This window comes from Streptomyces odontomachi (genome assembly GCF_024435355.1).
GTDB classification, from domain to species: Bacteria; Actinomycetota; Actinomycetes; order Streptomycetales; family Streptomycetaceae; genus Streptomyces; species Streptomyces odontomachi.
Window position 1 is genome coordinate 81,234 of record NZ_JAMJWG010000005.1, and the last position, 26,874, is coordinate 108,107.

Below are 26,874 nucleotides of genomic sequence, written 5' to 3' on the forward strand. Positions count from 1 at the left end.
AAGCGGGTGAACCGCTCGAATCTCAGCGATGTCCTGCCCCTCACCCCACTCCAGGAAGGGCTGCTGTTCCACGCCGTCTCCGGCCGCGAACAGCTGGACGTCTACACCGTGCAGCTCGTCCTGGACCTCGCCGGGGTGCTGGACGCGCACTGCCTGCGGCGCGCCGCCGAGGGGCTGCTGCACCGCCACCCGAACCTGAAGTCGGGTTTTCGTTACCGCGACAACGGCGAGCCGGTGCAGCTGGTGCCGCACAGCGTCGACCTGCCGTGGCGCGAGGTGGACCTGAGCGGCCTGGACGAGCCGGAGCTGACGCCTCGGATCCAGCTGCTCACCCTCCAGGAGCGCGACGAGCCGTTCGACCCGACCCGCCCGCCGCTGATGCGCTACCTGCTGCTGCGCACCGGGCCGCGCTCCCACCGCATGGTGCTGACGGCCCATCAGATGCTGTTCGACGGCTGGTCCATGCCGCTGATCATCCGCGAGCTGTTCGCGCTGTACGCGGACGACGGCTCCGCGCTCGCCAGCCCGGCGCCGTACAAGAACTACCTGGCGCACCTGGTCGGCCGGGACCGCACCGCGTCGCTGGACGCCTGGCGCACGGCGCTCGACGGGCTCGGCGAGGCGACGCTGGTCGCCCCTGGTGCCACCGGCGCGAGCACGCTGCCCGAGCGGCACACCTTCGACCTGCCCGCCGACTTCACCGCCGAGCTGAACGCCTGGGCGCGCAGCCGCGGCCACACCCTCAACACGGTGCTCCAGGGCGCCTGGGCCGCGGTGCTCGGCACCCTCACCGGGCAGCGCGACGTGGTCTTCGGCGGCACCGTCTCCGGGCGTCCGCCGGAGCTGGACGGCGTGGAGTCCATGGTCGGTCTCTTCATCAACACCTGCCCGGTCCGCGTCGACCTGGACCCGTACGCCACCTTCCCGCAGATCCTCGACGAGCTGAACCGCCGCCGCACCGGGCTGCTGCCGCACGAGTACGTCAGCCTCACCGAGATCCAGCAGGCCGTCGGCATGGGCGAGCTGTTCGACACCGTGCTGGTCTTCGAGAACTACCCGATGGACCCGTCCGAGCTGGACGCGCCCGCGCCCGGCCTCAGGGTCACCGGGCTCCAGGCCGAGGACGCCACGCACTATCCGCTCAGCCTGATGGTGCTGCCCGGCGAGCGGCTGCGGCTGGTGGTCTCCATCGACCCCGACCGGTACACCGCGCACGACGCCATCGTCGTCGCCGCCCGCATCGAGGGCCTGCTGCGGACCGCCATCGCCCACCCCGACAGGCCGTTCGGGCAGCTGGACGCGCTGGTGCGGGGCGAGCGTGCCCAGCTCCTGGCCTTGCCCGAGCCCGCCGCACCCGACCGGTTCACGGACGTCGTCGAGCGGGTCCGGCACTTCGCGGCCACCCGTCCCGAAGCCCTCGCCGTCGTCGACGACACCCAGCAGCTCACCTACCGCGACCTGGTCGAGCGGGCCGGCACCGTCACCCGCGAGGTGCTGCGCGCCGGGGCCACCGCCGAGGCCCGCCGCCTGGTCGGCACCGGCTCCAGCGCCCTGACCCGCGACATCGGCGGCGACACCACCGACCTGGCGCCGGAAGACCTCGCCGGGGTCACCGTGATCCGCCGGCTGGTCGGCGCCGACACCGCCGCCGGGACGCTGGTCGGCGTGCTCGCCGCGCCCGGCGCCGACTTCGTCACCGCGGTGCTCGGCGTGCTGGGCTCCGGCGCCGGCTGGGTGCCGCTGGACGTCACCGTGCCCACCGCCCGGATCGCCGCGCTCATCGCGGACGCCGGGGTCCGCCATCTGCTGGTGGACGCCGCACACCTGGACCTGGCGTCCGAGGCGCTCGCCCTCGCCGGGCTCGACCTGCCCGTGACCCCGCTGTCCGGCATCACCCGCATCGGGCGGCACGCCCGCCCCCGCGACCTGCCGGCGGTCACCGGCGCCGCCGACGACCTCGCCTACGTGATCTTCACCTCCGGGTCCACCGGCAAGCCCAAGGGCGCCATGGTGCACCGCGCCGGCATGGTGAACCACCTGCACGCCAAGATCGAGGACCTGGCGATGGACGGGCGCAGCGTGCTCGTCCACAACGCGCCGGTCACCTTCGACATCTCCGTCTGGCAGATGCTCACCGCGCTGGTCACCGGCGGCCGGCTGCGGGTGGTCTCCAAGCAGACCGCCGGCGACCCGGCCGCGCTCTTCGGAACCGTCGCGCCGGACGGCGTCACCGTCCTCGAAGTGGTGCCGTCGCTGCTGCGGGCCGCCCTGGACAGCTGGGACTCCGGCGCGGCGCTGCCCGAACTCGGCACCCTGCGCCAGCTCGTCGTCACCGGCGAGGCGCTCCCCACCGACCTGTGCCGGCGCTGGCTCGGCTACTTCCCGGACATCCCGATGGTGAACGCCTACGGGCCCACCGAGTGCTCCGACGACGTCACGCACGCCGTGATCGCGGACGCCGAGACGGTACCCGGGGTAACTGCTCCCATCGGCAAGGCGGTGCGCCGCACGGGCCTGTACATCCTCGACGACGCCCTGCGCCCGCTGCCCGCGGGCGTGCCCGGCGAGCTGTACGTGGGCGGTGCGGGCGTGGGCCGCGGCTACCTCGGCGACGCTTGCCGCACCGGGTCCGTGTTCGTCGCCGACCCGTTCGTCGGGGTGCCCGGGGCCCGGATGTACCGCACCGGCGACCGGGTGGTGCGCCTGCCCGACGGCAGCCTGGAGTTCCTGGAGCGCCGCGACCACCAGGTCAAGGTGCGCGGCCACCGCGTCGAGCCCGGCGAGGTGGAGGCGGTGCTGCGCGCCCAGCGCGGGGTCGCCGACGCGGTGGTGGTCGTGGTGCGCGACGCACGCGGCGAGGCCCGCCTGGTCGGCTACGTCTCCGGCGAGGCGGACACCGCCACCGTCAAGGAAGCCGCCGCGGCCGTACTGCCCGAGTACATGGTGCCCAGCGCCTTCGTCCACCTGGACGCCCTGCCGCTCACCCCGAACGGCAAGGTCGACCGCAAGGCGCTGCCCGAGCCCACCCTCGCGACCGCCGCGGGGCGCGCCCCGAGCAACGCCGGCGAAGAGGCCGTGTGCCGGGCCTTCGCCGAGGTGCTGGGCATCGACGAGGTCGGCGCCGACGAGGACTTCTTCGACCTGGGCGGCCACTCGCTGCTCGCGACCCGGCTGGTCAGCCGGATCCGTACGCTGCTCGGCGCCGAACTGCCGATGCGCGCCGTCTTCGAGGCCCGCACCGCCGAACGGCTCGCCGCCCTGCTCACCGGCGCGGCACCGGCTCGCGCGGCGTTGCGCACGGCCCGCCAGGCGGCAACCGACACCGCGCCCGCCGCCACCCCACGCGCGGCGCTCGACCCCACCACCCGCCCTGCGCGCATCCCGCTCTCCTTCGCCCAGCAGCGCATGTGGGTGCTCAGCCGCCTCGAGGGCGAGTCCAGCGCCTACCACATGCCGTGGACGGTCCGCCTGACCGGACAGCTGGACGCCGCCGCCATGACCGCGGCCCTGAACGACGTGGTGGCCCGCCACGAGGCGCTGCGCACCGTGTTCCGCGACGACGACGGCACCGCGGAGCCGTACCAGCTGATCAGGCAGGACGCCTCCGTGGAGCTGGCGTTGCACAGGATCGTCCCGGAGGAGTGCGCCACCGCGGTCGCCGCCTTCACTGCGATCCCGTTCGACCTCGCGCAGGACCTGCCGCTGCGTGCCGCCGTGTTCTCGACGGGCGAGACGGACCACCTGCTCGTCCTCGTGCTGCACCACATCGCAGCCGACGGCTGGTCGAGCGGCCCGCTCGCCCGTGACCTGTGCACCGCGTACGCGGCCCGGCTCACCGGCAGCGCCCCCGCCCAGCCGCCGCTGCCGGTGCAGTACGCCGACTACACGCTCTGGCAGCGCGAGCTGCTCGGCGATGCGGCCGACCCCGAGTCCCTCCAGGCGCAGCAGATCGCGTTCTGGCGCAAGACGCTCGACGGGATCCCCGACGAGCTGGTGCTGCCGGGCGCCCAGCCGCGTCCCGCGGTCGCCTCCTACCGGGGCGGCACCGTCGACTTCCGCATCCCGGCGGACGTCCACGCGCGGGCCGCAGCGCTCGCCAAGGACGGCGGCGCCAGCCTGTTCATGGTGCTCCAGGCCGGTCTCGCCGCACTGCTGTCCGCGCTCGGCGCGGGCGACGACATCCCGCTCGGCACGCCCGTCGCCGGCCGCACCGACGAGGCGCTGGAGCAGCTGATCGGGTTCTTCGTGAACACGCTGGTGCTGCGTACCGACGTCTCCGGCGACCCCACCTTCCGGGAGCTGCTGGAGCGGGTGCGCGGCGCCGACCTGGCCGCGTTCGCGCAGCAGGACGTGCCGTTCGAGCGGCTGGTGGACGAGCTGTCGCCGGCCCGTTCGATGGCCCGCAACCCGCTCTTCCAGACCATGATCGCGCTGCACAACACGGCCGCCGCCGGAGTCGAGCTGCCGGGCCTCACCGCCGAGGTGGACCGGGTGCACACCGGCGCCGCCCGCTTCGACCTCACCTTCGACCTGGTGGAGGAGCAGGACGCCACCGGCGCCGAGGCCGGTGTCGCCGGGCGCCTGGAGTTCAGCCACGACCTGTTCACCGCCGAGACGGCCCGGTCGCTGACCGACCGCCTTGTACACCTGCTCGGCCTGGTCACCGCGGTGCCCGACGCGAAGCTGCGCACCGTCTCCGCGCTGCTGCCCGGCGAGCGCGAGCGGCTGCTCGAGGTCTGGGGCAGCGCGCCCGCGCACCCGATGGACGTCCCCACGACCCGGCAGATCGAGGCGCGGGCCGCGGCCCACGCCGACCGTCCCGCACTGCTCTGCGGGGGGCGCACGCTGACCTACCGGGAGCTGAACGCACGCGCCAACCAGCTGGCCCGCACCCTGGTGCACGGCGGTGCGGGACCCGACAGCCTGGTCGCCCTGGCGATCCCGCGCTCGGTCGACATGGTGGTGGCCGCGCTCGCCGTGCTGAAGGCCGGCGCCGGATACCTGCCCATCGACCCGACCTACCCGGCCGACCGGATCGCCTACATGCTGGCCGACGCACGCCCCGCGCTGGCGCTGACCACCTCGGAGGTCACCGCGGCCGTCCCGGACCTGGCCACCGTCGCCCGGCTCGAACTGGACGACCCCGCGGTCCGTGCCGAGCTGGCCGGACTCCCCGACGGCGACCTCACCGACGCCGAACTCAACGGCGTCGCAGGCCCGCAGCACCTCGCGTACACCATCTACACCTCGGGCTCCACCGGCCGCCCCAAGGGCGTCGTGCTGCCCCGCGGCACGTTCGTCAACTTCCTCACCGAGGCGCGGCGGCTGATGGACTTCGGCCCCGAGGACCGGCTGCTGTCGGTGACCACCTTCGGCTTCGACATCGCCAACCTGGAGCTGTTCGTACCGCTGCTCTCCGGCAGCGTGTTGGTCCTCGCCGAGCAGGAGACGGTACGCGACCCGGACCGGCTCGCCACCCTGCTGCGGGTCACCCGCGCCACCGCCATGCAGGCCACCCCCACCCTCTGGCACGCCCTGGTCAGCGCCCACCCCAAGGCGTTGAAGAACCTCCACGTGCTCACCGGCGGCGAGGCCATCAGCCCGACCCTCGCCGCCGACCTGGCCCGCGCCTGCCGCCGCCTGACCAACCTGTACGGACCGACGGAGACCACGATCTGGTCCACGGTGGCCGACCTGGACGTCCCCCAGAGCCTTAAGGGCCTGGGAGGTGCCCCCATTCCGACCTCCGGGAGCCTGCCCATCCCGGCCATCGGCAGCCCGCTGGCCGGCAACCGCACCTACGTGCTCGACGGCGCCCTGCACCTGGTGCCCGACGGCGTGGTCGGCGAGCTGTACATCGGCGGCATCAGCCTGGCCCGCGGCTACCACGACCGGTTCGCGCTGACCGCGCAGCGGTTCGTCGCCGACCCGTACGGGCCGGCAGGCTCCCGCATGTACCGCACCGGCGACCTGGTGCGCCGCCGCCCCGACGGGATCCTGGACTACCTCGGCCGGGTCGACCACCAGGTCAAGATCCGCGGCTTCCGTATCGAGCTGGGTGAGATCGAGGCGGTGCTGCTGCGCCACGCGGACGTCGCCCAGGCCACCGTCGTGGTCCGCGAGGACCAGCCAGGCGAGCCGCGCCTGGTGGCGTACCTCGTGGCCGCACCGCACGCCACCTGCGAGGAGCAGGCACTGCGCGCCCACCTCGCCGCCCATCTGCCCGACTACATGGTCCCGGCGAACTACGTCACGCTGCCGGAGCTGCCGCAGACCCCGAACGGCAAGGTGGACCGCAAGCAGCTGCCCGCGCCCGCCGGCACCGTCGCCCCGGCCGCCACCACCAGCGCGGGCCGGGCTCCCGCGACACCGGTGGAGGCGGCCCTGTGCCGGATCGCCGCCGAGGTGCTGGGCGTCCCGCACCTCTCCCCGGACGACGGGTTCTTCGACCGGGGCGGCGACTCCATCCGCGCCATCCGCCTCGTCCAGCAGGCCCGCACCGCCGGCTACCTGCTCACGCCCGCCGACGTCTTCGTGCACCGGACGGTGGCGGGGCTCGCGGCGGTCGCCCGGATGACGGACCCGAAGGCGACGGGCGCGCGGGCGACGGGCGGGGCGGCGGCCGGCGGGGGGAGCGGCGACGGCGCCTTCGACGTGCTGCTGCCCATCCGCCCGTCCGGCAGCCGGCCCCCGCTGTTCTGCGTGCACGGCGGCGGCGGACTCGGCTGGCCTTTCATGGAACTCGCGGCGCACCTGCCGAACGACATTCCCGTATACGCCTTCCAGGCGCCCGGAATTGGAACTTCCGCGCCGCTGCCCGCGAATGTTACGGAGCTGTCGAAGAGTTATGTGGAAAAGGTGATGGAAATTCAGCCGAACGGCCCTTACCATATTCTCGGTTGGTCGTTCGGTGCATTGGTCGCGCACGAGATGGCGGGGCAGCTCCAGCGCCGCGGCCACCAGGTGGCGCTGCTGGCGAACCTCGACGGCTTCCCCGCCGAGGCCGCCCCGGCCGGTGTGGCAGCCATCCACGAGCAGGAGGTCAGGGCTCGCCTCGCCGCCGCCGGAAAGGTCATCGCCGAGCTGGACGACACCCGGATCACCCAGCTGACCTCGGTGATCCGGCACCTCAGCGAGATCAGCACGACCCACCGCCCCGGGCCGGTCCAGGGCGACGTGCTGTTCTTCGCCGCCACGCAGGACCTGCCCCCCGGCGCCCCCACCGAGAGCGCCTGGGCCCCCCACGTGAGTGGCCGCATCGTCCGCTACGACATCGACGCGGCCCACGACGACCTGCTCGATCCGCGGCCCGCCGCACATATCGCGACGGTACTCAACGAAGTCATGCGGAAAACCGCGGCGACGCGGTAGCGAATAACGCCTGGAACTATCAGAAAAAAATTCCCGGGGGCCGGGAACCGGAAGCAGCCGGAAAGCAATCGAAAGGAGAGAAGAGACCATGAGCAACCCCTTCGACGACGAGTCCGGTGCCTTCCTGGTGCTCGCCAACCACGAGGGCCAGCACTGCCTGTGGCCCGCCTTCGCCGAGGTCCCGGCCGGCTGGGACGTCGTCAAGCCCGAGGGCAGCCGCCAGGAGGCCCTCGACTACATCGAGCGCACCTGGACCGACCTGCGCCCCAAGAGCCTCATCGCGGCCGGCGCCTGACGGCCCGGCGGACGTTCGACAGGCGGGCACCCACGCGCCCGCCGCCCACCGGCGATCACGCCACCGGCAGGACCACCGAAGAACCCGACCGAAGAACCCGACCGAAGAACACCAACGGAGGACACCCCATGAGCGCCGTCACCATCGACGCGGCCACCGAGGCCAAGGTCCGCGCGATCGTCGCCGACTGCCTGGACATGGAGGCCGACGACATCGAACCCACCGCCCTGTTCACCGAGGAGTACGGGGCCGACTCGCTCGGCGCCATCGAGATGCTGGCGGGCCTGGAGAAGGCCTTCGGCGTCACCATCGAGCAGAGCGAGCTGGCCAACATGATCCACCTGCGGGCCGTGCTGGACGTGCTGTCCCAGGCCGAGGCCCGATGACCATGCGCCGCGTGGTCCTGACCGGGATCGGGGTCCTGTCCAGCATCGGCAACGGCGTCACGGCCTTCACCGAGGGTCTGCGCGCCGGCCGGTGCGGGGCGGGTCCCATCACCCTCTTCGACACCGAGGGCTTCCGGGAGACGCTGGCCCACGAGGTACGGGACTTCGACCCGGCCGCGTGGTTCCAGCGCACCAGCCCGGACCGGTTCGGCCGCGCCACCCAGTTCTCGGTGGCCGCCGCCCGCATGGCCGTCGCCGACGCGGGCCTGGCCCCCGACGACCTCCGGAACGAGAGGGGCCTCGTCACCGTCGGCACCACCGACGGCGAGGCGAGCACCCTGGACGACCTCGTGGAGGCCGAGACGAGCGGCATCGCACAGGCCGACCTGGACCCGGTCACGGTGCGCCGGCTGCCGTTCCACCGGCTCGCCCTGGCCGTCGTGCAGGAGCTCCGGTTGCGCCGCGCGGCGCCCTCCGTCCTCGGCACCGCCTGCGCCGCCGGCAACTACGCGATCGGCGACGGCTACGACGCCGTACGCTCAGGCGAGGCCGACTTCGCGCTGGTCGGCGGCTCCGACGCGCTGACCCGGCGGACCTTCGCCGGCTTCGTCCGGCTCGGTCTCGTCGCGCCCGACCGGTGCCGCCCGTTCGACACCGACCGCAAGGGCCTGCTGACCGCCGAAGGCGCCGGCGTCCTCGTGCTGGAGCCGCTGGAGACGGCCCAGGCACGCGGCGCCCGGATCTACGCCGAGGTGCTCGGCTACGGCCTCAACTGCGACGCCCACCACCCCACCGCGCCCGACCAGGAGAACGTCGGCCGCTGCATGCGGCTCGCGCTGGACGACGCCGGGGTGAAGCCGTCCGAGGTCGACCTGGTCTCCGCGCACGGCACCGGCACCCCGACCAACGACATCACCGAGACCCGGGCGGTACGCGAGGTGTTCGGCGACGACCCGCCGCGCACCGTCGCCCTGAAGTCGATGCTCGGCCACAGCATGGGCGCCGCCAGCGCGCTGGGCGCCGCCGCCTCGGCGCTGGCCCTGCACCACGGCTTCATCCCGCCCACCGTCAACCACCGCAGCACCGACCCCGAGTGCCGCATCGACTGCGTCCCCAACGACGCCGTCGACGCCGACCTCAGGGTCGTCATCAACAACGGACTGGCCTTCGGCGGCAACAACGCCTCCGTCGTCCTCGGCACACACCGGGAGCCCCGCTCATGACCAGTGCCGCGGTCCGCACGGACCGCCCCGTGATCACCGCCTGGTCGGCCGTCTCCGCCTTCGGCCTGGGACGCGCCGCGCACCGCGCGGGCCTCGCGACCGGAGCCCCGGCCGCGCCCGTGGACCAGGCCGTGGACCAGGAGCCCGCCGGGACCGCGCCGGCCGGCGAGCCGGGCGACCGGCTCGTGCCCGGGTTCGAGGTGCGCAAGGTGCTCGGCAAGGCCGGCACCCGCACCATGGACCGCTCCACCGGGCTCGCCGCCACCGCCGTGCGCGAACTCCTCGCCGAGGCCGAGGCCGACCGGGCACCCGTGCCCGCCGGCGCCGGCACCGCGCTGGTGCTCGGCACCACCGTCGGCGGCGTGCAGGGCCAGCACGACTTCATCCAGGCCTCGTTCGAGGGGGAGAAGCCGTACGACGTGCCGGCCCAGTTCATGCCCAGCGTGCTGATGAACTGCGCCGCGGCGGCCAGCGCCATCCGCTACGGCTTCAGGGGCCCGAACACCACGCTGGCCGGCGGCCGTCCGGCGGGCCTGCTCGCCCTCGGCTACGCCCGGCGGCTGCTGGCCGCAGGCCGCGCCGAGCGCGCCCTGGTCGGTGCCGTCGAGGAGTACTCGCCGACCCGTGCCGCGTACGAGCGGCACCTGCGCGGCCCGCAGGAGCAACCCGTACCGCTCGGCGAGGGCTGCGCGGTGCTGCTCATGGAGCCCGCGGACGCGATCGGAGCGGGCCGCACCCCGCTGGCCGAACTGCTCGCCCTGGACTCCCGGGCCGACGTCGACGACGACCAGGCCGGCACGCTCGCCGCCTGCGTCGAAGCGGCGCTCACCGACTCCGGCAGCACGCCCGGCGACGTCTGGGCCGCGGTGCCCGGCGGGCTCGGGGGACCGGCCGGCGCGGCCGAGCAGGCGCTGCTCACCCGGCTGTTCGGCGCGCCGGCGGTGCACCGGGTCCCGGTGCACCAGCTGCTCGGCGACACCTCGGGCGCGTCCGGCGCCTTCCAGCTCACCGCCACCCTGGCGGCGGCGGAGGCAGCCGGTACGGCGCCCGGAACCGGAGACGAACCCGAGGAGGGCACCGCGGCGGGGAGGACCGCGGTTCTCACCTCGGTGGACCGTGACGGCACCGTCGCCTGCGCGGTGCTGCGACTGCTGGGAGAGGCCCGATGAGCGCATCCGTCGACCACCGTGACACCGAGCGGGTCGCCCTGATCAGCGGCGGCTCGCGCGGCATCGGCCGCGCCGCGGCGCTGCGCCTCGCCCGCGACGGTCATGCGATCAGCTTCGGCTACCGCAGCGACGAGTCGGCCGCCGAGGGCCTGGAGAAGGAGCTGGCCGAGCTCGGCGTGCGCGCCCTGGCCCACCGCCTCGACATCGCGGACCCCGCGGCCGTACGCGACTGGGTGGCCCGCACCGAGCGCGACCTGGGCCCGATCACCACGGCCGTGGCGTCCGCCGGGGTCACCCGCGACAAGCCGTTACTGATGATGTCCGACGAGGAGTGGCAGGAGGTCATCGACACCAACCTGGACGGGGTGGCCCACCTGTGCCGCGCCGTGCTCTTCCCGATGGTCAAGCGCAAGTCTGGATCGATCGTCACCCTGTCCTCCGTCTCCGGCGTGCACGGCAACCCGGGGCAGGGCAACTACTCCGCGTCCAAAGGCGGAATCATCGCTCTGACCAGGGCACTCAGCAAGGAGGTCGGACGCTACGGCGTCCGCGTCAACGCGCTGGCCCCCGGCATGATCGACACGGACATGACCGGTTCGCTCACCGACACCCAGCGCAAGCAGGCCCTTTCGGCCATCCCACTCGGCAGGTTCGGCACCGCGGACGAGGTCGCCGAAGCCGTCGCCTTCCTGGCGTCCGAGAAGTCCGCGTACATCACCGGGTCCGTGCTGCACATCGACGGCGGCATCGTCCTGTGACCCCGCGCACCGCATCGCCGGCGCCGATCGCAGCGAGCGCACCGACCTCGACCCGAGCCACAGTGCAAGGAGCACCCGTCATGACCGTACTGACCGACCTGACCGCCCACGCGGGGCCCACCACCACACCGGCCGCGGCAGGCGCGCCGACGCCGAAGGCGGCGCCGGCACCGGCACCGGCCTCCTCCATCCACCCGATGGTCGACCGGTCCCGGCTGGCCGGCACCGACGCCCAGTCGAGCGCGGCCCACCGCGTCTACGAGCATCTGGTCGCCCTGTGGGCGCCGGGCGTCATCGAGGCAGCCCAGGACCTGGGCGCGTTCGCCGCGCTGACCTCGGGGCCCGCCACCGCGGCAGAACTGGCCCGCACCCTGGACACCGACCCGCGTGCCACCCGCGTCCTGCTCGACGGCCTGCACGCGTACGACATCGTCGAGCGGGCCATGACCGAGGACGGCGAGATCCGCTACACGCTGCCGGTCGAACTGCACGACGTCTTCTCGCCCGGCGGCCTCTACAGCCTCGCCGGCAAGATCAACTACGACCGGAGCCTGGCCTGGAATGCCTGGCGCGACCTGGCCCACAACGTGCGCACCGGCGCACGGGACGCCGAGGGCGGGCACCAGCTCAACCAGATATCGGAGGAGGAGTACACCAGCCTGGTCCGCGGCATCAACTTCTGGGCCCCGCCGATCGTCTCCGCCCTCGCCGACGCGCTGCGCGAGCAGGGCTGGAGCACCGGCGACGGCGCGAAGGTCCTGGACGTCGGCTGCGGCACCGGCATCTACAGCCAGCTGCTGCTGCGCGAGTTCCCGCTCCTGACGGCGCGCGGCCTGGACGTCGCCCGCATCACGCCCATCGCCATCCGGCAGGCGAAGGAACTCGGCGTCGCGGACCGCTTCGAGCCGACCGTCGTGGACTTCTTCCACGACTCCTGGGGCGGCGGTGACCTGGCGCTCTTCGTCAACATCTTCCATCTCCAGACCGCCGAGTCCGCCCGCGAGCTGATGCTGAAGGCCGCCAAGGAGATCAACGAGGACGGGGTCATCGCCATCGCCGACCACATCGTCGTCGAGGACACGCACGGCGCGCCCGGCGTGTCGGACGGCGCCGACGCGGCCGGCACGGGTTCCGTGCAGAACCGCTTCTTCCGCCTCTTCGCCGCCTCGATGCTCGCGACCGGCGGCGGCGACGCGTACACCGTCGAGGAGTACGACGGCTGGCTCGCCGACGCGGGGTTGCGACGGATCGCGCTCATCGACACACCGATGCACCGGTTGCTGCTGGCCAAGCGCGCCTGACAGGGGCTCGCACCCGCCCTCGAACCCCGTCCCCAGGGACCCGCCCCCGGCGCCGTACTCCGTGCCGGGGGCGGGGTGTTGTGTGGACGTACGGCCGAGGCGGCTCGCATGGGGGTTCGTCAGGATCCCGTCGATCGCCAGCGGGTGATCCCGCCATCGGCAGCAGCCACACGAGCGACCGGACAGCTCCTAGGAATAGACGTCGCCCCAACACGTCATGGCGGAATAGCCGTTTCCGGATGGGGTCCACAGGTAGATCCAAGCGCTGGCGTCGTACACCCCGCACCCGTTGTAGTGATCTCCGGTAATGTAATAACCCTGAAGGCACTGCCTCTCGTTGCCCTTTGTCACGGTCACCAGGACATCGGCGTCATTTCTCGGTTGGGTCCGGATCTTCACGCCGTCGGCCAGCGATACCGCCCACCCCGTCGCGCAGCGGTACGAGAACGCGGCGGAACTGGCCGGACTGGCGGAGTCGTCGGCAGCGTCGGCGGTGCCCGGAATTGCGATACCGAGGGCTGCGGTAGCCATCAGCGCGGCAGCCAGGCCTGATCGCAGAGTTCTTCTCACAGGTTTCCCCCACCCGTTCTATCCCGTGCAGTGGACGTTGAGGCGCCGATGGTCGCCTGGACAAAGTCAAGATCACTTCAAGGTGATGACCTGTTTCGCCATTCCTCGGCTTGAAGCGGACGAATGAGTGAAGGTGCGGCGATGGCGCACCATCACTCGCACGCATTGCACCCCGCAGCGGGGTTTTCCGCTGGCCGAATTGTAGCCGTGACGTGCTCGCACTGCTACTGCTCCGCCTGGCGCCGGATGCGGGAAACGGCTATGGCCTGTCCGCCCGATCACTCCCTGGCTCGTTGTCCTGGGTGTGCGGCGGGGTGACGTGACGGATGCGAAGTGGGGACTACTGCGGTCGTTCCTGCCGGTCGGCAATAACCCTGGTGGCCGGTGGAGGGATCACCGGCCGGTGGCCGCGCATGCCTGGCCGCGATCACCGTCACTGGGCCGTGCCGGCCAGCAGCCACCGACGTACCTGCACTTCAACCAGCACACGCGTGCTTCCGGGACCGGTGGGAGCGGAGACATCCCACCCGTATTTCCGCTCGAACGCGGCCACGACGTCACGGGGGAACCCCTCACGGACCAGCGAGGCGTCTCCTTCGGCGACAACCGGGAACCGCCCGTCCTCCAGAGCCAGGGACACGCGGGGCTCCGCACGGATGTTCCTGATCTTGACGGAGCCGTCGTCCGAACCGATCCACCATCGGGAGCTCTGGTAGACGAACCAGACGGGTGTGACGTGGGCGGAACCATTTGGGCGCACGGTGCACAGCCAGACGTTCTTTTCTTCGGCCAGACGCAGACGGATCGCCGGTCCTGGCTCGTTGGCGAGATCACTCACCCTGCCATCCGACCAGTCGGCGTGATGAAGCGCATCGGGCAGCGAGTCGGACCATTCGCCTAGGTCTCGCGACCCGACGGCGCACCGTCTGTCCGACCCCACGGTGACGACGTCAGCCTGACCCGGTGGGCGGGGTTGCCGAAGGACGGCGCCGCACCTGCTCGACCCCGACATCATCGAATGGCGGGCCAGGGCCCTCGGCCCCCAGGCGGTCCGCCGGCGCGCGAACGAACTGCGCGCCGGAAGCGGCGCGTTGCCCCGGGAGCTGTCGTCCGCCGCCCTGTCCGACCGTGTGCCACGATGAGTCAATGAGCGACGACTCGTCCCACGACACGTCCGATGACACGTCCTCCGACGACTACGCCAGTGGGTCGGGCCACTCCGATGCCGCGCAGTGGCTGGTGGTCCTCAGGTACGCCTTCCGCTGGGAGACCTGGGCCGTCCTCGCCGTCCTGCTGGTCGTCGCGGTCGTCGCCACCGCCGTCTGAGGCCTGAGGCCGATGGCTCACGGCTCCGGCGCGTAGTCGGGGTCGTCGTACAACTCGCCGGCGAAGCGCCGTATCGCATCGCGCAGCCGCTCGGGGTGGACGGCCTCGGGCGTGTCCCAGTTGTGGGCGTAGACGCAGTAGCCACCGCCGTTGCGCCTGATCACGTGGTTCCTGTGGAGCCACTTCTCGGCGGGCTGGTTCTCGTCCCGGTACCAGACGGAGATGGTCGGGTCCCCGTTCCACGCCCGGTCGATCGCCACACGCTGGAGCGTGGCCCATCTGACCGTGAGCGTGGTCTCCTCGTTGCTGATCAGCCTCTTGCCCGCCTTGGACCTGAGCACCTTGTGGTTGATCCTGAGTGCCTCTGCGTCGACGGTGACGGTGTCCAGGGCGAGGCGCAGGCCCACGATCAGGCCGGTCAGGCCGCCCAGGGGCGCGCCGAAGAGGATGCCCAACCCCAGCCCCGCCAGCAGGTTGACCACGGGGTTCGCTCCCGGCACCGGCGGATCCTCACCCGCGAGCGCCGCCATGAAAGCGATCACACCCAAGAGGACGGCCAGGCCGACCCCGAAGGCCAGTCCGAACTGGACGACCGACCTGAGCGCCGCACGCGCCCGGTTGGTCACGAAGGTCACCGAGGCGTCGGAGGCGCCGGCCGTGGTGTAGGGGCGGGTCGGCGGCGCGGACGAGCGGTCGATGTGTTCGGTGGGCGCGGACGAGCCGTCGTCGTGCTCCTCCTGCTCCGTCTGCTCCGTGGAGCCGGACGGCGCACCGTTCGACGCCATGAGCGCCAGTGCCCCGTCGACCGTGAGACGCAGCGCCGGGTCCTTCTCCAGGAGCCCCGAGATGACGGGGGCCAGTGGCCCGGCCTGCCGCATGGGGCGTGGCGTCTCGGTCAGCGTGGCCGTGGGGTTGTCGGCGGGGAAGGGCGCGGCACCCTCCACGGCTTCGTAGAGCGTGACGCCCAGCGAGAAGAGGTCGGCCCGCCCGTCGCAGTCCATGCCGCGCCAGCGTTCGGGAGCCATGTAGCCGGGGGAGCCGATGACCGCGCTGGTGCGGGTCAGTTTGGGGTCGGCGCCGCCCAGGGCGATCCCGAAGTCCGTGAGGAGCGTGTCGCCGTTCTCGGCGAGCATGACGTTGGCCGGCTTCACGTCGCGGTGCACGATGCCCTCACGGTGCGCCGCGTCCAGGGCGCCCAGCAACACCTTGGCCACGCCGAGCACTCGGGCCTTGGGCATGGCCCCGTCGGCGTCCAGGTGCTCGGCGAGCGAGCGGCCCTTCACCCGTTGCATGACGATGGCGGGAGCGCCGTCCCAGGAGAAGACGTCGTACACCGTGACGATGCCGGGGTGGTCCCGCAGCCGGGCCGCGTTGCGTGCCTCTCTGGCGGCGCGGGCCAGGATGCTCTCCCGCTCCGCGTCCGACACCGAAGTGGCGATGGACACCCGTTTCACCGCGACGTCGACACCCAGAACCGGGTCGTGCGCCTCCCAGACCTGGCCGAAGCCGCCGGCACCCAGCTGCCGGGTCAGTCGATAACGGTCGCCCACCACATCGCCCGCACGTGGAGTGCCGTCCACTTCTCCCCCTTCACGCCACCGTTCGCGTGACGCGCCCCGTGCCGCCCGTACCTGGGGCAACAGCTTAGGAACGTGACGCACGGCAGGGGTAGCCCCATCGCCACGTCGCCACGCCCCGACCGACGTCACGGTCGCCTCTTCCTCGCCACCTCGCACAGCGCGGCCACACCGGGGTGCGCGTGCGGACGGGGAAGCCAGGCGAGTGCCGCGGTGGCCGCGGGGACGCCGGTGAGTTCCGCGTAGGCCACGCCCGGGCGGGGATACAGTGCGCGGGCGGCAGCCGGCACGAAGGCGATTCCCTCACCCTGCGAGACGGCAAGGAGAAGGGGCTCGATGTCGGTGACGACGGGACCGTAGGGAACACGGCTCCCGTCCGGGCGCGGATTGATCTGCCAGTAGTCCCACCAGGCGCGCATGCCGTCTCCGGCCACGTCGACGAACACGCGGCCGGCCAGGTCGCCCAGGGTCACAGGCTGTCGGGCGAGCAGCGGATCGTGGGCGGGCATGCAGACCACCCGGGGTTCCAGCGCCAGGGGCAGGGTGCGCACGCAGGAGGGCAACGGGAGGCGCAGGAACGCCGCGTCCAACTTTCCGTGGAGGAGGGCATCAACCTGACCGCAGAAGTCGACACTGTGCACCTCCACGACGCTTTCCGGGTGCAGACGGCGGTACTCGGCGAGAATGTGCTGGGTGTAGGGCATGGCGGCCTCCGCCGCGACGAAGCCCACCCTCAGCGGCCGGCCCAGCAGTTGGGAACGTCGCGCGTGAGCCGAACCCGCCGAGGCCGTGCGGGAGGCGACCTCAGGCGTGGAGTCCCGGTGCGCCTGGGCACCCGTGGCGTGCTCCCAGGCCAGCAGCAGTGGCTTCACCTGCTCGGGGTCGGTCAGCAGGGCAAGCGCCCGCACGGCCTCCCGGGGTGGCAGCCTCTTGCCGTTGAGGTAACGCTCCCAGGTGGATCTGCTGTATGCGGTCCTGGACGCCAGCGCGGCCAGCGTCAGCTCGCCGATGTCCTTCATGGCCCTGAGCCGTCCGATGAGATCGACGACTTCCGGTGGCAGATCCCCCGGTAACGAACTCCACCTCGTCATGGCTCCGATTTTCCCCGCCCGCAGGTGTGTGGGAGGGGCATAAGCAATGGTGCGTCCCCGAAATTCTCAACTCTGGCGCAATGTATTCCCCCGCCGCCTTCCGTGGCGCAATGCTGAGTCGTCACCGAAAGAATCTGATGCATCTGGTGAAAGATGATGCGTCTGAGACATGGAAGGCACGGTTCATGCGGAAGATTTCGATTACGCTGAGCGCGCTGGGAACCGCCGTCGTGCTCGGCGTGGCCGGCACCACGGCTCAGGCTGATGCGGCACCGCAGACGAAGCCCGCAGGGGCGACGGAGAAGATCCAGAACACCCAGGTCCACGCGTGGACCGGCGCCAACGTCCACTCGGAGCCGAACTCCTACAGCGAGGTCATCAGCTCCGTGGCCAATGGGTACACCTACGACGCGATCTGCTGGACCTACGGTGAGCTCATCACCTTCCACGGCGTCACCAGCAACAAGTGGGTCCTGCTCGACCGCACCTGGCCCAGCAGCAACGGCTACGTCACCGCGATCGCCCTCAGCGGCGACAGCACCGGGGGCGTGCCCAACGCGTGTTGAGCCGCCCGCTCCACCCGCCGAGGTGCCGAGGGAGGGACGGTGCTCTCGGCCGGATGGGCGATCAGGGCGATCAGCCACAAGGGCCGGCCCCGAACCGGGGGCGCGAAGGCGAACAAATGCGCCGTACGCCGCGCCCACGCCCGGCAATTGCGCCCCCGATATCGTGATATCGCGATTTCGAAGGTTGAACGCTGAAAAGGGACGCTCAGGGATCGGCTGAATTCCTTCTGCGAGCCGGAGTGCGCAGCACGTCGACGTCGGATATACGCGTGCACGTTCCATTTCAAGGGAGTCCCACAGCGAGGCCTGTCACCTGAATGGGTGATGGGCCTCGCGTATGTGCTCGAACAACACCGGGTTCGCGCGCCCGTCGTTCTCCCCCCTCGCCGCGCACAGCGACCACGCGGGCGTCGTCGGCGACGGCGCCGGACTCGGCGTCCGCGCCCCGGCTCCCGCCGCCCCGGCACCCCCGCTACTTGACGGCTTCAACGAAACCGGCATACCCCACCCCGACCCGAGGAACATTCGGCGCAGAGTGTTCTCCCGGCAAAGGAGCCGCGCCGTGTTGTTCCCGCTCACCGTCCAGGACTTCCTGGACCGCGCCGTCACCGTCTACCCGGAGCGTGTCGGCATCGTCGACGAAGCGCAGCAGCCCGCCCCGTCCTGGGGCGAGGTGACGTACGCCGACCTCGGCCGCCGGGCCGCCGCGCAGGCCGCGTGGCTCGATCGGCTCGGTGTGCCGGTCGGCGGTCGGGTCGCGATCGTCTCGCAGAACAGCGCCCGACTGCTGACGTCGTTCTTCGGCGTCTCCGGCTGGGGCCGGGTGCTCGTCCCCATCAACTTCCGGCTGACCGCAGGCGAGATCCAGTACATCGTCGGCCACTCCGGCGCCGAGGTGCTGCTCATCGACCCCGAGCTACGGGACCTCGCGAAGGAGATCGGCGCCCCGCACACGTTCGTCCTCGGCGAGGACGACGAGGCGATCTGGGGGGTGGGCGCCACACAGACCCCCGAGCCGCGTCCCTGGACGGCAGACGAGGGCGCCACCGCCACCCTCAACTACACCTCCGGCACCACGGCCCGCCCCAAGGGCGTCCAGCTCACCCACCGCAACCTGTGGCTGAACGGTGCGGTGTTCGGCTGGCACGCCGGCGTCACCGACCGCGACGTGTACCTGCACACGCTGCCGATGTTCCACGCCAACGGCTGGGGCATGCCGTACGCGGTCACCGCCATGGGCGGCACGCACATCGTGCTCCGCAAGGTCGACGGCACCGAGATCCTGCGCCGCATCGACCGGCACGGCGTCACCCTGATGTGCGCCGCGCCCGCCGTCGTCAACGCCGTGCTGGACGCCGCACCGGCCTGGCAGGGCGAGATCCCGGGCCGCGACCGGGCCCGTATCGTCGTGGCCGGCGCCCCTCCGCCCACCCGCACCATCGAACGCGTCCGTGCCGAACTCGGCTGGGAGTTCATCCAGCTCTACGGTCTCACCGAGACGTCCCCGTTCCTCACCATGAACCGCATGCGCGCGGAGTGGGACGACCTCCAGCCGCACGAGCAGGCGGTCCAGCTCGGCCGGGCCGGCGCCCCCGGCCTGGGCGTACGGATCGCCATCGACACCGGCGGCGAGGTGCTGGCCCGCAGCAACCACAACCTGGAGGCCTACTGGGACGATCCGGAGGCGACCGCGGCGGCGCAGGAGGACGACTGGTTCCACACCGGCGACGGCGGCGTCTTCGAGGACGGCTACCTGGCCATCACCGACCGCAAGAAGGACGTCATCATCAGCGGCGGCGAGAACGTCTCCTCCATCGAGGTGGAGGACGTCATCACCAGCCACCCCGCGGTACGCGAGGTCGCCGTCATCGGCATCCCCGACACCAAGTGGGGCGAGCTGGTCACGGCCCTCGTCGTCACCGACGACACGGACCTCACCACGGACGACGTGGTCGCGCACTGCCGCGCGAACCTCGCCTCCTACAAGTGCCCCAAGCGCGTCGAGTTCCGCACCGAACTGCCGCGCACGGCCACCGGGAAACTCCAGAAGTTCAAGCTGCGCAAGCCGTACTGGGAGCGGGACGGGAACGGGGGGTGACGCCGGAGCCGCGGGGATCGGCGGGGGCGCACCCTCGCCGACCCCAGCGGCTCCCTCATGGCATCCGCTCACGACATCTGCTCACGACATCCGCGCCGCCAGCCGGGGAAAGAGCCGCCGGGCGGTGTAGCCGGGCCCGGTGACCTCGAGGGCATACGTGATCGTCGCGACCGTCAGTCACGGAACCGCACGACCGGCACCACCCGCGCGGCGACCTCCGCCCAGGTGGCAGCGAGGGCGTCGTGGTCGTGGTCCGCCGGTCGCGGCCGGTTCTGGAGCCCGGCCTTGGTGAAGTAGGCCCAGCGCAGGTCATCCTCGAAGCGGCGGAGTACCGACCCGGGCGCGAGCGCCTCCCGCACCGGGCCGAGGTCCGCGCACACGGCAAGTTCGCGGGCGACGCCGAACGTCTCCAGCGCCTCCTGAACCGTGTCGAACGACGGCTCCCTCCGGAAGACGCCGGCGATGGCGTCGGCGTCGAGCCGGCACACCGGATACTGCTCGTGCGCGACGTACGTCAGAGCGATGTCCGCGACCAGCGCGACCTCGTTCCAGTCCGGCGGGTCCCAGTTTGGCAGCCCGGCAAGGTCGTGCGCCTCGCCGCTGCCGAGGAACTCGACGAGGGTGCCCGTCGACCGGAACGCGAAGACGGCTCCGTCCCGCCCGAGGAACACCGGATCCGGCTCCGCGGCGTATCCGTCGGCGTGTTCCTCGGCGTTTCCCTCGGCGTGGTCGTCCCGACAGCAGCGCAGGGTGTACCCCGACGCCGCCGGGGTGTGGATCAGCACCGGCTGGACGCGAAGGCAGGCGAACAACGGATACGGCTCGTGCACGGCCGCACTTTAAGGCACCCCATGGCCCTGAGCCGCCCCGCCGCACCCTGCTCGCTGATGCAGTGGCGCTCTCAGGTGTGGTGGTGCTCTCGGGCGAGCCCGGCGAGGAAGTCCGAGAGAGCCATTCGCCGACGTGGCCCGCCGGTCCGTGCAGCAGGACGACGGGCCGCCCTCGCCCGCCCCAGTCCCGGCAGGAGAGCCGGACGCCGTCCCGTACCACCGTGCGCTCGCACCAAGCCGCCGAGCGCCGCCCGGCCCTCACCGGCCCCCGCACGAGTCAAGGCCCGGTCCGGTTTGTGGACGCCGTCCGTATGAACCCCGGGGCGGCGGCACTCACCTTGTCATCCGACGATCCCTTAGGGAGCGACCCCGAGGACTCCGGGGCGCGCGGGGTGGCTCCTTCAGGGCCCTTCCAGGGTCTGACGCCCTCCTCGCCGACGATTCCGGCGGCGACACACCGCCAGAGGATGTCGACGAACCGCACGTCGACTTTCCACTCTGCAAGGGGTTCTGCATGCGACTGCACCGCCGTGGCACCGTCCTCGCCGCCTCCCTGGTCCTGACCCTGGTGGCCGCTCCGCTGGCGGCGCCCGCCTTCGCCGCGCCCGCCGCCGCGCCCATCGCGGCGACGCCGCGGACGACGACCGGCGGGCCCGACGCGGACGCCCTGAACGCCGCACTCGCCGGACTTCCCGACTCCGACGCGACCGCGGCGCTGGTCCGCATCGGCGGCACCGACGGCACCTGGCGGGGCAGCTCCGGCGTGCACGACCTGGCGAGCGGGCGCGCGGCGGATCCCGACGCCCTCTTCCGGGCCGGTTCGACGACGAAGGTGGTGACGGCGGCGACGGTGCTACGACTGGCCGCCCAGGGCAGAGTGGACCTGGACCAGCCGATCCAGCACTACCTCCCCACCCTCCTCACCCCGGCCTTCCAGCCCATCTCCGTACGCCGGTTGCTCAACCACACCAGCGGCATCCAGGCCGGTGACGGCTGGGGCGACGACTTCGACGACCAGTACGCGCACCGCTTCGACACGCTGACACCGGCCGAGGTGGTGGCGTCGGCGGTGGCCAAGGGCCCGGAGTTCGACCCGGGGACGCGGCAGGACTACCTCAACATCAACTACACGATCCTCGCGATGCTGATCGAGAAGGTGACGGGCCACTCCTACGCCTCCGAGGCCACCCGCCTGGTCCTGCGCCCCGCCGGCATGCACCACACGTACTTCCCGGGCGCGGACCCGTACCTCCACGGCCCCCACAACCACGGCTACCAGCTCGTGACGGACGCCGACGGGACGACACGGTTCGTGGACATCACGGACTGGAACCAGGCGGACCGCTGGGCGGCGGGCGACATGATCTCCACGACCGCCGACCTGGAGCGGCTGATCACGGCGCTGTTCCGGGGCCGGATCGTCCCCGAGCCGCAGTTGCAGGAGATGTTCACGGTCCCCGCGAACATCGCGGGCGCCACCTACAGCGCCGGCCTCCAGCGCTTCGAGTACGGCGACAAGGTCTACTGGATCAAGTCCGGCGCCCGCTACGGCTACAGCACGGCCGTCGCCGCCACCCGCGACCTGAGCCGCACCTTCGTCTACTCGGTCAACTCCACGGACGCCAAGGGCACGGACATGAACCCGGTCGCCGAGCGCATCGTCATGGCCGCGCTCAGGTAGCGGGTGCGTGACGTGAGCGACGTCGGCGTGCCGGCGTTCTAGAGTTCGTCGAGGTGCAGGTTGTCGTGGACCGTTCGGTAGACCTCGGCGCCTTCCTTGCCCGGGGTGCCGTCGGCGGGGAACTGCGCGTAGAGGTCGTACGTCCAGCCGTCCTTGCCGACCGCGACCATCTCCATCTGGCGGTACGTCTGCTCGCTCGGTTTGTCGGAGTCCGTGTCCCACTTCTGGTACGTGAAGTCCATGGTCCCCACGCGGGAGCCGTGGAACCGGTGCGTGCCGTCGACCAGCGTGTTGCTGAGGTTCACCCAGGCTCCGTCGTCCGAGGGCGTGTTGTACTGATTCAACTGGTACTGGACGTCGTCCGCCTTGTATCCGTCCATGAACTTCTCGGCCGCGGACAGCGCGTCGTCGCTGTCCTTCGTCCGGTAGAGGATGACGGAGATGACACCCCCCGGCTCGGTGAAGTGAAGGGTCTGGGCCGCCTTTCCCCCGGCGAGCTTGCGGCGGTAGTCCTTGGGGACGGCGATGCTCGCGTGCAACTGCGGCTCGTCGTAACGCCGGTAGCCGCCCGGTGCGTCCTCGCCCCCGAACGGCGAGGCGAGCGAGAACAGCACGACGAGCGCGACCACGACGACGGCGCCGCCACCCCCGATGGCCTGCACGCGGCGCTGCCGCCACCACGGCACGGGCGGTGCGTCGTCGTCCCCGCCGGCCGGCGGCTTCGGTGCCGCGGCGCGCAGCGCGCGGCGGGCCTCGGCGACGGTGGGCCGCTTGTCGGGGTCCTTCTTCAGCAGAGCAGTGATCAGCTTGGTGAGCGGTCCGGCCTGCCGCGGCGGGCGCACGTCCTCGTCGCGCACCGCGAGCATGGTGGTCAGCGCCGTGCCACGGCGGAACGGGGACAGGCCCTCGATGGCCTCGTAGAGCAGCACCCCCAGCGACCACAGGTCCGCGGGCGGGCCGGGACGCAGGCCGTTCACCCGCTCGGGGGCGACGTACTCGGGCGACCCGATGATCGCGTCGCTGCGGGTCAGCGGCTGCTCGCCCTCGATACGGGCGATGCCGAAGTCGGTGAGGATGACCCGTCCGTCGGGGTTGAGCAGCACGTTCGCCGGTTTGACGTCGCGGTGCAGGATGCCGGCGCGGTGCGCGGCTCCCAGCGCCTCCAGCACGGCCAGGCCGATCTCGGCGGCGCGCCCCGGAGCGAGGGTGCCCTCGGTGAGTTCGTCGGCGAGGGTACGGCCGGGGACCAGCTCCATGACGATCCACGGACGGCCGCCCTCCACCACGACGTCGAAGACGTTGACGACATTGGGGTGCGCGATGCCCGCCGCGGCCTTCGCCTCGCGGCGCATCCGCTCGTGCGCGTTCGCCCGCTCGGCCTCGCTCAGGTACTCCGGGAGTCTCGGCTCCTTGATGGCGACGGTGCGTCCGACGACATCGTCGACGGCACGCCAGACGGTCCCCATGCCGCCCCCACCCAGGCGTTCCACCAGCCTGTACCGGCCGCCGACGGTTCGTCCGGTACCGTCCGGTGCCCTGGTGTTCGGCACGGTCGGCGGTATGCCGGGCGGCGTGGCGGACTGCGCGGGCGGAGTGGGCTCGGGCGAGCGCGGGTCGGGCATCCTGGGATCCATCGGTGGCATGTACATCATCGTTGTCCGCCGCCGGACCCGGCGCATCACGTTGCCACGAGGTGCAGCGCGATTGTGACGGGCCGTGGACCGGTTTCGCCGGCCGTAGTCTGGGCGCCATGCCCGACAGCGATCACGTTCACCTGCGCCCGATCACCGAGCAGGACCTCGACCTGCTCGAACGCCTTCACGATGACCCCGCGGAGGCCGGAGAGCTCGGCTTCTTCGGCTACCGTGATCCGAGGCAACTGCGCCGCCAGTGGGCCGAGAACGGTTTCCTCTCCCCCCAGGGCGGGCGGCTCGCGGTCGCCGGGGACGAGGGCAGGCTGATCGGCGAGGTGCAGTGGCATGAGGTCCGGCACGGCTTCCTCTCGCCCTGCTGGAACATCGGCATCTCCCTGCTGACCGCCGAACGCGGCAAGGGCCACGGCACGCGCGCCCAGCGTCAGCTCGTCGAGTACCTGTTCGCCCACACCAAGGCCAACCGGATCGAGGCGGGCACGGAAGTGGTGAACATCCCCGAGCAGCGCGCCCTGGAGCGGGCCGGCTTCACCCGCGAGGGCGTCCTGCGCGGCGCCTACTTCCGCGGCGGCGTGTGGCGCGACATGGCCCAGTACTCCGTGCTGCGCGCGGAGGTCGTCGCCGGGGCCTGAGCCCGTTCACCACCGCTGTGCGCAGGTCAGGTCGCCGTTCCGAAGGAAGGGCCGGGTCCGTCAAACCGACGGACCCGGCCCTTCCTTCTGCCGGAGCGAGGTCAGACCCGGTCCGCCGCGATCAGCACGTACTGGAAGGAACCGTCCTTGTAGGACTCGATGAACGCCTCCTCGATGCCCGTGACCAGGGAGGACGTGGCCCGCAGCTCCCAGTAGGGCAACGTCGCCGGGGTGAGGTCGATGACGGCCTGGGGCACGAGGCGGTTGTCGGCCATGGCGCGCAGGTACTCGCGGCGGGAGTGGATGTTGCACTCGAAGTGCGCGTTGATCTGGGAGACCCACTTCGAGGGCTGGCCGTAGCGCGGGTTCCAGCAGCCGGTGATGGTCACGTAGCGGCCACCGACGGCGAGGACACGGGAGTGCTCCGCGAAGAGGTCGTGCAGGTCGACGTACATGCTCGACTCGTTGTTCCACGAGGCCCGGGCCTGGCCGGTCTCGAAGGGCGTACCGAGCATGTTGCAGACGCGGGCGCGTACGCGGTCGGCGATGCCGAGTTCGCGGGCGCGCTGGTTGGCGAAGTCGGCCTGCTTGGCGGAGAGGGTGACGCCCTGGACCTTGCAACCGAAGCGCTGGTGGGCCATGACCATCGAGCCGCCGCGGCCGCAGCCGGCGTCCACGAGCGTGTCGTCGCGTTCGATCGGGCCGAGGTGGTCGAGGAGGAGTTCGGCCTGGGCCGACTCCAGGCGGTGCAACTCGGCGATCAGCTTCTTCTCGTAAGCGCTGTCTTCGGCGTCGCCGAGGGCAGCGTGGTCGACGTCGCCGATGCCGTAGTGGTGGTGGTAGAGGCCGTCGACGTCGCCCAGGCGGAGGTTCACCGGCCTGGCCTCGCGGTCCCAGTAGCGGGCGATGTCGCCCTGGTAGGGCGTTGCCGGGGTGGGGATGAGCGCGGCGGCGTTCGCGGGGGCGGTGACGGGGGTGACGTCGGTACTGGTCATCGACAGTTCCGTTCTCCTTGGTCGGCTTACCAGAAATCGGGCAGGCTGTAGCGGTAGGTGTTGGTCTGGTGCCAGTAGTGGTTGCCGTCGACCCAGGTGGCGACGCCGCGCAGGAAGCGCTGGACGCTGGGGAGTGGGCAGGCGGCGGCCAGGGCGGCGGCCTCGGCCTCGAAGGTGTGCATGAGGTCGTTGTGGACCTCGACCGCCTTCAGGTAGGCGTCGCGTTCGGAGGCGTTCTCCCGCTCGGCGATCACCACGGGCAGGTTCAGGTGGCGGCCGGGGCTGGCGAGTTCCTTGGTGTACGAGTACAGGTCGTTCACGATGGTGGTGGCGTTGCCGGCGAGCGCGATGACGCGCTGCATGGCGGGCTGGGCGTGCAGGTCGGCCGGTAGTTCGTAGCCGCCGACGGTGTCGGTGATGGTGGGGCACGGGCGGAAGTTGTTGAACTGGCGCATCGCCAGGTACTCCCACACCTCGGGGACGTGGTCCTCCTGCGCCCAGGCGGCCTCGGCGAGGTAACCCAGGTGCAGCCGGGCCATGTCGTGCCGGTACCGGTCGGTCTGGGACGGGCTGGCCTCCCGGGTGAAGTACTCCATGGCGGAGCGGTACGCGCGCCGCGGCGCGTCCGAGTGGAGCGACTCCTCCCACTGCGGCTGGTATTCCTGCGTGGTGTGCAGGGGGTCGAGGGCGGTGTGCGCGAGCAGGAGGCGTCCGCCCAGGCCGACGGGGGAGCCTCCGTGGTCCTCGCAGTAGCAGTCGTCCACCGCGTTCTCGGCCACCATCAGGCGGGTGGCGAGCATCACGTGGTCGACGGTGGGTGCGTCCGGGTGGCAGGCGACCATGTAGCGGCCCACGGAGAAGCCGTCGAACTGGTCCTCCCACTCGTGGGGATACAGGCTGACCTCGTCCAGCGCCCAGGCCTTGATCCTGCGGCTCACCTCCGCCACCCGCTCGGCGTCGGGCTCCGGCACCGGGTGGTGGTAGAGGCCCGGGATCGGGTCGCCCTTCGCCGGAGCGCCCGAGGATTCCGAGGCTTCCGTTGCCGCCGGTGCGCCCGACGTCTCCGACGCTGGCGGCGGCGCCGGTGGCTCCGCGCACCGGGTCAGGTACAGGCTCGCCGTGCCCAGGCCGCTGGGCCCCCGCAGGACCCGTTCCAGAGCGGTGCTCACCGTCCCCGCCTCGCGCACCTCAGGCGCCTCGGCGGCGGGGACGTCGAACGCCCACGAGTGGGGAGCCGCCGCAGGCAGGCTCGGTCGCGTGGGGGACGCGGGGGGCGCAGGGCACGCGGGGGACGGCTCAGGGGCAGGCATCCATGGCTCCTTGACTCCTCGGCTCCTTGGTGAAGTGGGTGGG

General features: G+C 71.8%; 20 protein-coding genes. 12 read left to right on the plus strand and 8 right to left on the minus strand.

Annotated elements, in window-relative coordinates; genetic code table 11:
* Positions 1–6 precede the first annotated feature (6 nt).
* The 7 genes from NQO67_RS13215 to NQO67_RS13245 all read left to right on the plus strand — a co-directional run bounded on the left by NQO67_RS13215 (position 7) and on the right by NQO67_RS13245 (position 12,503).
* Positions 7–7,371 (plus strand): non-ribosomal peptide synthetase, encoded by a 7,365-nt coding sequence (locus NQO67_RS13215; RefSeq protein WP_308295656.1) that lies wholly within the window; start codon positions 7–9, stop codon positions 7,369–7,371.
* An 88-nt stretch (positions 7,372–7,459) separates the two neighbouring features.
* The gene (locus tag NQO67_RS13220) at positions 7,460–7,666 is read left to right on the plus strand and encodes an MbtH family protein (protein WP_255950102.1); all 207 of its coding nucleotides are present in this window, start codon (positions 7,460–7,462) and stop codon (positions 7,664–7,666) included.
* A gap of 128 nt (positions 7,667–7,794) precedes the next feature.
* The gene (locus tag NQO67_RS13225; RefSeq protein ID WP_255950103.1) at positions 7,795–8,052 is read left to right on the plus strand and encodes an acyl carrier protein; all 258 of its coding nucleotides are present in this window, start codon (positions 7,795–7,797) and stop codon (positions 8,050–8,052) included.
* Positions 8,049–9,275, plus strand: coding sequence for a beta-ketoacyl-[acyl-carrier-protein] synthase family protein (locus tag NQO67_RS13230; RefSeq protein WP_255950104.1), 1,227 nt, complete (start codon positions 8,049–8,051; stop codon positions 9,273–9,275). Before NQO67_RS13225 ends, NQO67_RS13230 begins: the two co-directional genes overlap by 4 nt.
* The gene (locus tag NQO67_RS13235) at positions 9,272–10,444 is read left to right on the plus strand and encodes a beta-ketoacyl synthase N-terminal-like domain-containing protein (protein ID WP_255950105.1); all 1,173 of its coding nucleotides are present in this window, start codon (positions 9,272–9,274) and stop codon (positions 10,442–10,444) included. The genes NQO67_RS13230 and NQO67_RS13235 overlap by 4 nt, the downstream gene beginning before the upstream one ends.
* Positions 10,441–11,202, plus strand: a complete 762-nt coding sequence (fabG, locus tag NQO67_RS13240; RefSeq protein WP_255950106.1) for a 3-oxoacyl-ACP reductase FabG — start codon at positions 10,441–10,443, stop codon at positions 11,200–11,202. Before NQO67_RS13235 ends, fabG begins: the two co-directional genes overlap by 4 nt.
* A gap of 80 nt (positions 11,203–11,282) precedes the next feature.
* Positions 11,283–12,503: a class I SAM-dependent methyltransferase gene (locus NQO67_RS13245; protein ID WP_255950107.1), complete on the plus strand. Its 1,221-nt coding sequence runs from the start codon at positions 11,283–11,285 to the stop codon at positions 12,501–12,503.
* Between the two features lie 189 nt (positions 12,504–12,692).
* On the opposite strand, the gene NQO67_RS13250 is transcribed toward NQO67_RS13245, so the two are convergent.
* Together NQO67_RS13250 and NQO67_RS13255 are read right to left on the minus strand one after the other, a co-directional pair.
* Positions 12,693–13,073, minus strand: a complete 381-nt coding sequence (locus NQO67_RS13250) for a hypothetical protein (protein ID WP_255950108.1) — start codon at positions 13,071–13,073, stop codon at positions 12,693–12,695.
* Positions 13,074–13,506: 433 nt separating this feature from the next.
* Entirely contained in the window at positions 13,507–13,911 is a 405-nt protein-coding gene (locus NQO67_RS13255) for a pyridoxamine 5'-phosphate oxidase family protein (RefSeq protein WP_255950109.1), read from the minus strand.
* Between the two features lie 308 nt (positions 13,912–14,219).
* Here NQO67_RS13255 and NQO67_RS13260 point away from each other — a divergent pair, with 308 nt between their 5' ends.
* On the plus strand, positions 14,220–14,399 hold the full coding sequence (locus NQO67_RS13260; protein ID WP_255950110.1) for a hypothetical protein: 180 nt from the start codon (positions 14,220–14,222) through the stop codon (positions 14,397–14,399).
* Between the two features lie 17 nt (positions 14,400–14,416).
* Here NQO67_RS13260 and NQO67_RS13265 read toward each other — a convergent pair whose 3' ends face one another.
* Both NQO67_RS13265 and NQO67_RS13270 read right to left on the minus strand, forming a co-directional pair.
* A complete protein-coding gene (locus tag NQO67_RS13265; protein WP_255950111.1) occupies positions 14,417–15,979 on the minus strand; it encodes a serine/threonine-protein kinase in 1,563 nt (520 codons plus the stop codon).
* A gap of 125 nt (positions 15,980–16,104) precedes the next feature.
* Positions 16,105–17,067: a LysR substrate-binding domain-containing protein gene (locus NQO67_RS13270; protein ID WP_255950112.1), complete on the minus strand. Its 963-nt coding sequence runs from the start codon at positions 17,065–17,067 to the stop codon at positions 16,105–16,107.
* A gap of 185 nt (positions 17,068–17,252) precedes the next feature.
* On the opposite strand from NQO67_RS13270, the gene NQO67_RS13275 reads away from it, so the two are divergent.
* Complete coding sequence (locus NQO67_RS13275) at positions 17,253–17,633, plus strand: hypothetical protein (RefSeq protein ID WP_255950113.1); 381 nt, start codon at positions 17,253–17,255, stop codon at positions 17,631–17,633.
* Positions 17,634–18,195: 562 nt separating this feature from the next.
* On the plus strand, positions 18,196–19,731 hold the full coding sequence (locus tag NQO67_RS13280; protein WP_255950114.1) for an AMP-binding protein: 1,536 nt from the start codon (positions 18,196–18,198) through the stop codon (positions 19,729–19,731).
* Between the two features lie 173 nt (positions 19,732–19,904).
* Here the strand turns inward: NQO67_RS13280 and NQO67_RS13285 are convergent, their stop codons facing one another.
* Entirely contained in the window at positions 19,905–20,561 is a 657-nt protein-coding gene (locus NQO67_RS13285) for a SatS C-terminal domain-containing protein (protein ID WP_255950115.1), read from the minus strand.
* Positions 20,562–21,075: 514 nt separating this feature from the next.
* Between NQO67_RS13285 and NQO67_RS13295 the strand changes: the two genes are divergently transcribed.
* Entirely contained in the window at positions 21,076–22,242 is a 1,167-nt protein-coding gene (locus tag NQO67_RS13295) for a serine hydrolase domain-containing protein (protein ID WP_255950116.1), read from the plus strand.
* A gap of 38 nt (positions 22,243–22,280) precedes the next feature.
* Here NQO67_RS13295 and NQO67_RS13300 read toward each other — a convergent pair whose 3' ends face one another.
* Positions 22,281–23,864 (minus strand): serine/threonine-protein kinase, encoded by a 1,584-nt coding sequence (locus NQO67_RS13300; RefSeq protein ID WP_255950117.1) that lies wholly within the window; start codon positions 23,862–23,864, stop codon positions 22,281–22,283.
* Between the two features lie 128 nt (positions 23,865–23,992).
* On the opposite strand from NQO67_RS13300, the gene NQO67_RS13305 reads away from it, so the two are divergent.
* Positions 23,993–24,526 carry a GNAT family N-acetyltransferase gene (locus NQO67_RS13305; RefSeq protein WP_255950118.1) on the plus strand — a complete coding sequence of 178 codons (534 nt, stop codon included), beginning with the start codon at positions 23,993–23,995 and terminating at the stop codon, positions 24,524–24,526.
* A 101-nt stretch (positions 24,527–24,627) separates the two neighbouring features.
* Here the strand turns inward: NQO67_RS13305 and NQO67_RS13310 are convergent, their stop codons facing one another.
* Both NQO67_RS13310 and NQO67_RS13315 read right to left on the minus strand, forming a co-directional pair.
* On the minus strand, positions 24,628–25,521 hold the full coding sequence (locus tag NQO67_RS13310; RefSeq protein WP_255950119.1) for a geranyl diphosphate 2-C-methyltransferase: 894 nt from the start codon (positions 25,519–25,521) through the stop codon (positions 24,628–24,630).
* A 26-nt stretch (positions 25,522–25,547) separates the two neighbouring features.
* Positions 25,548–26,831: a family 2 encapsulin nanocompartment cargo protein terpene cyclase gene (locus NQO67_RS13315; RefSeq protein WP_255950120.1), complete on the minus strand. Its 1,284-nt coding sequence runs from the start codon at positions 26,829–26,831 to the stop codon at positions 25,548–25,550.
* Positions 26,832–26,874 lie beyond the last annotated feature (43 nt).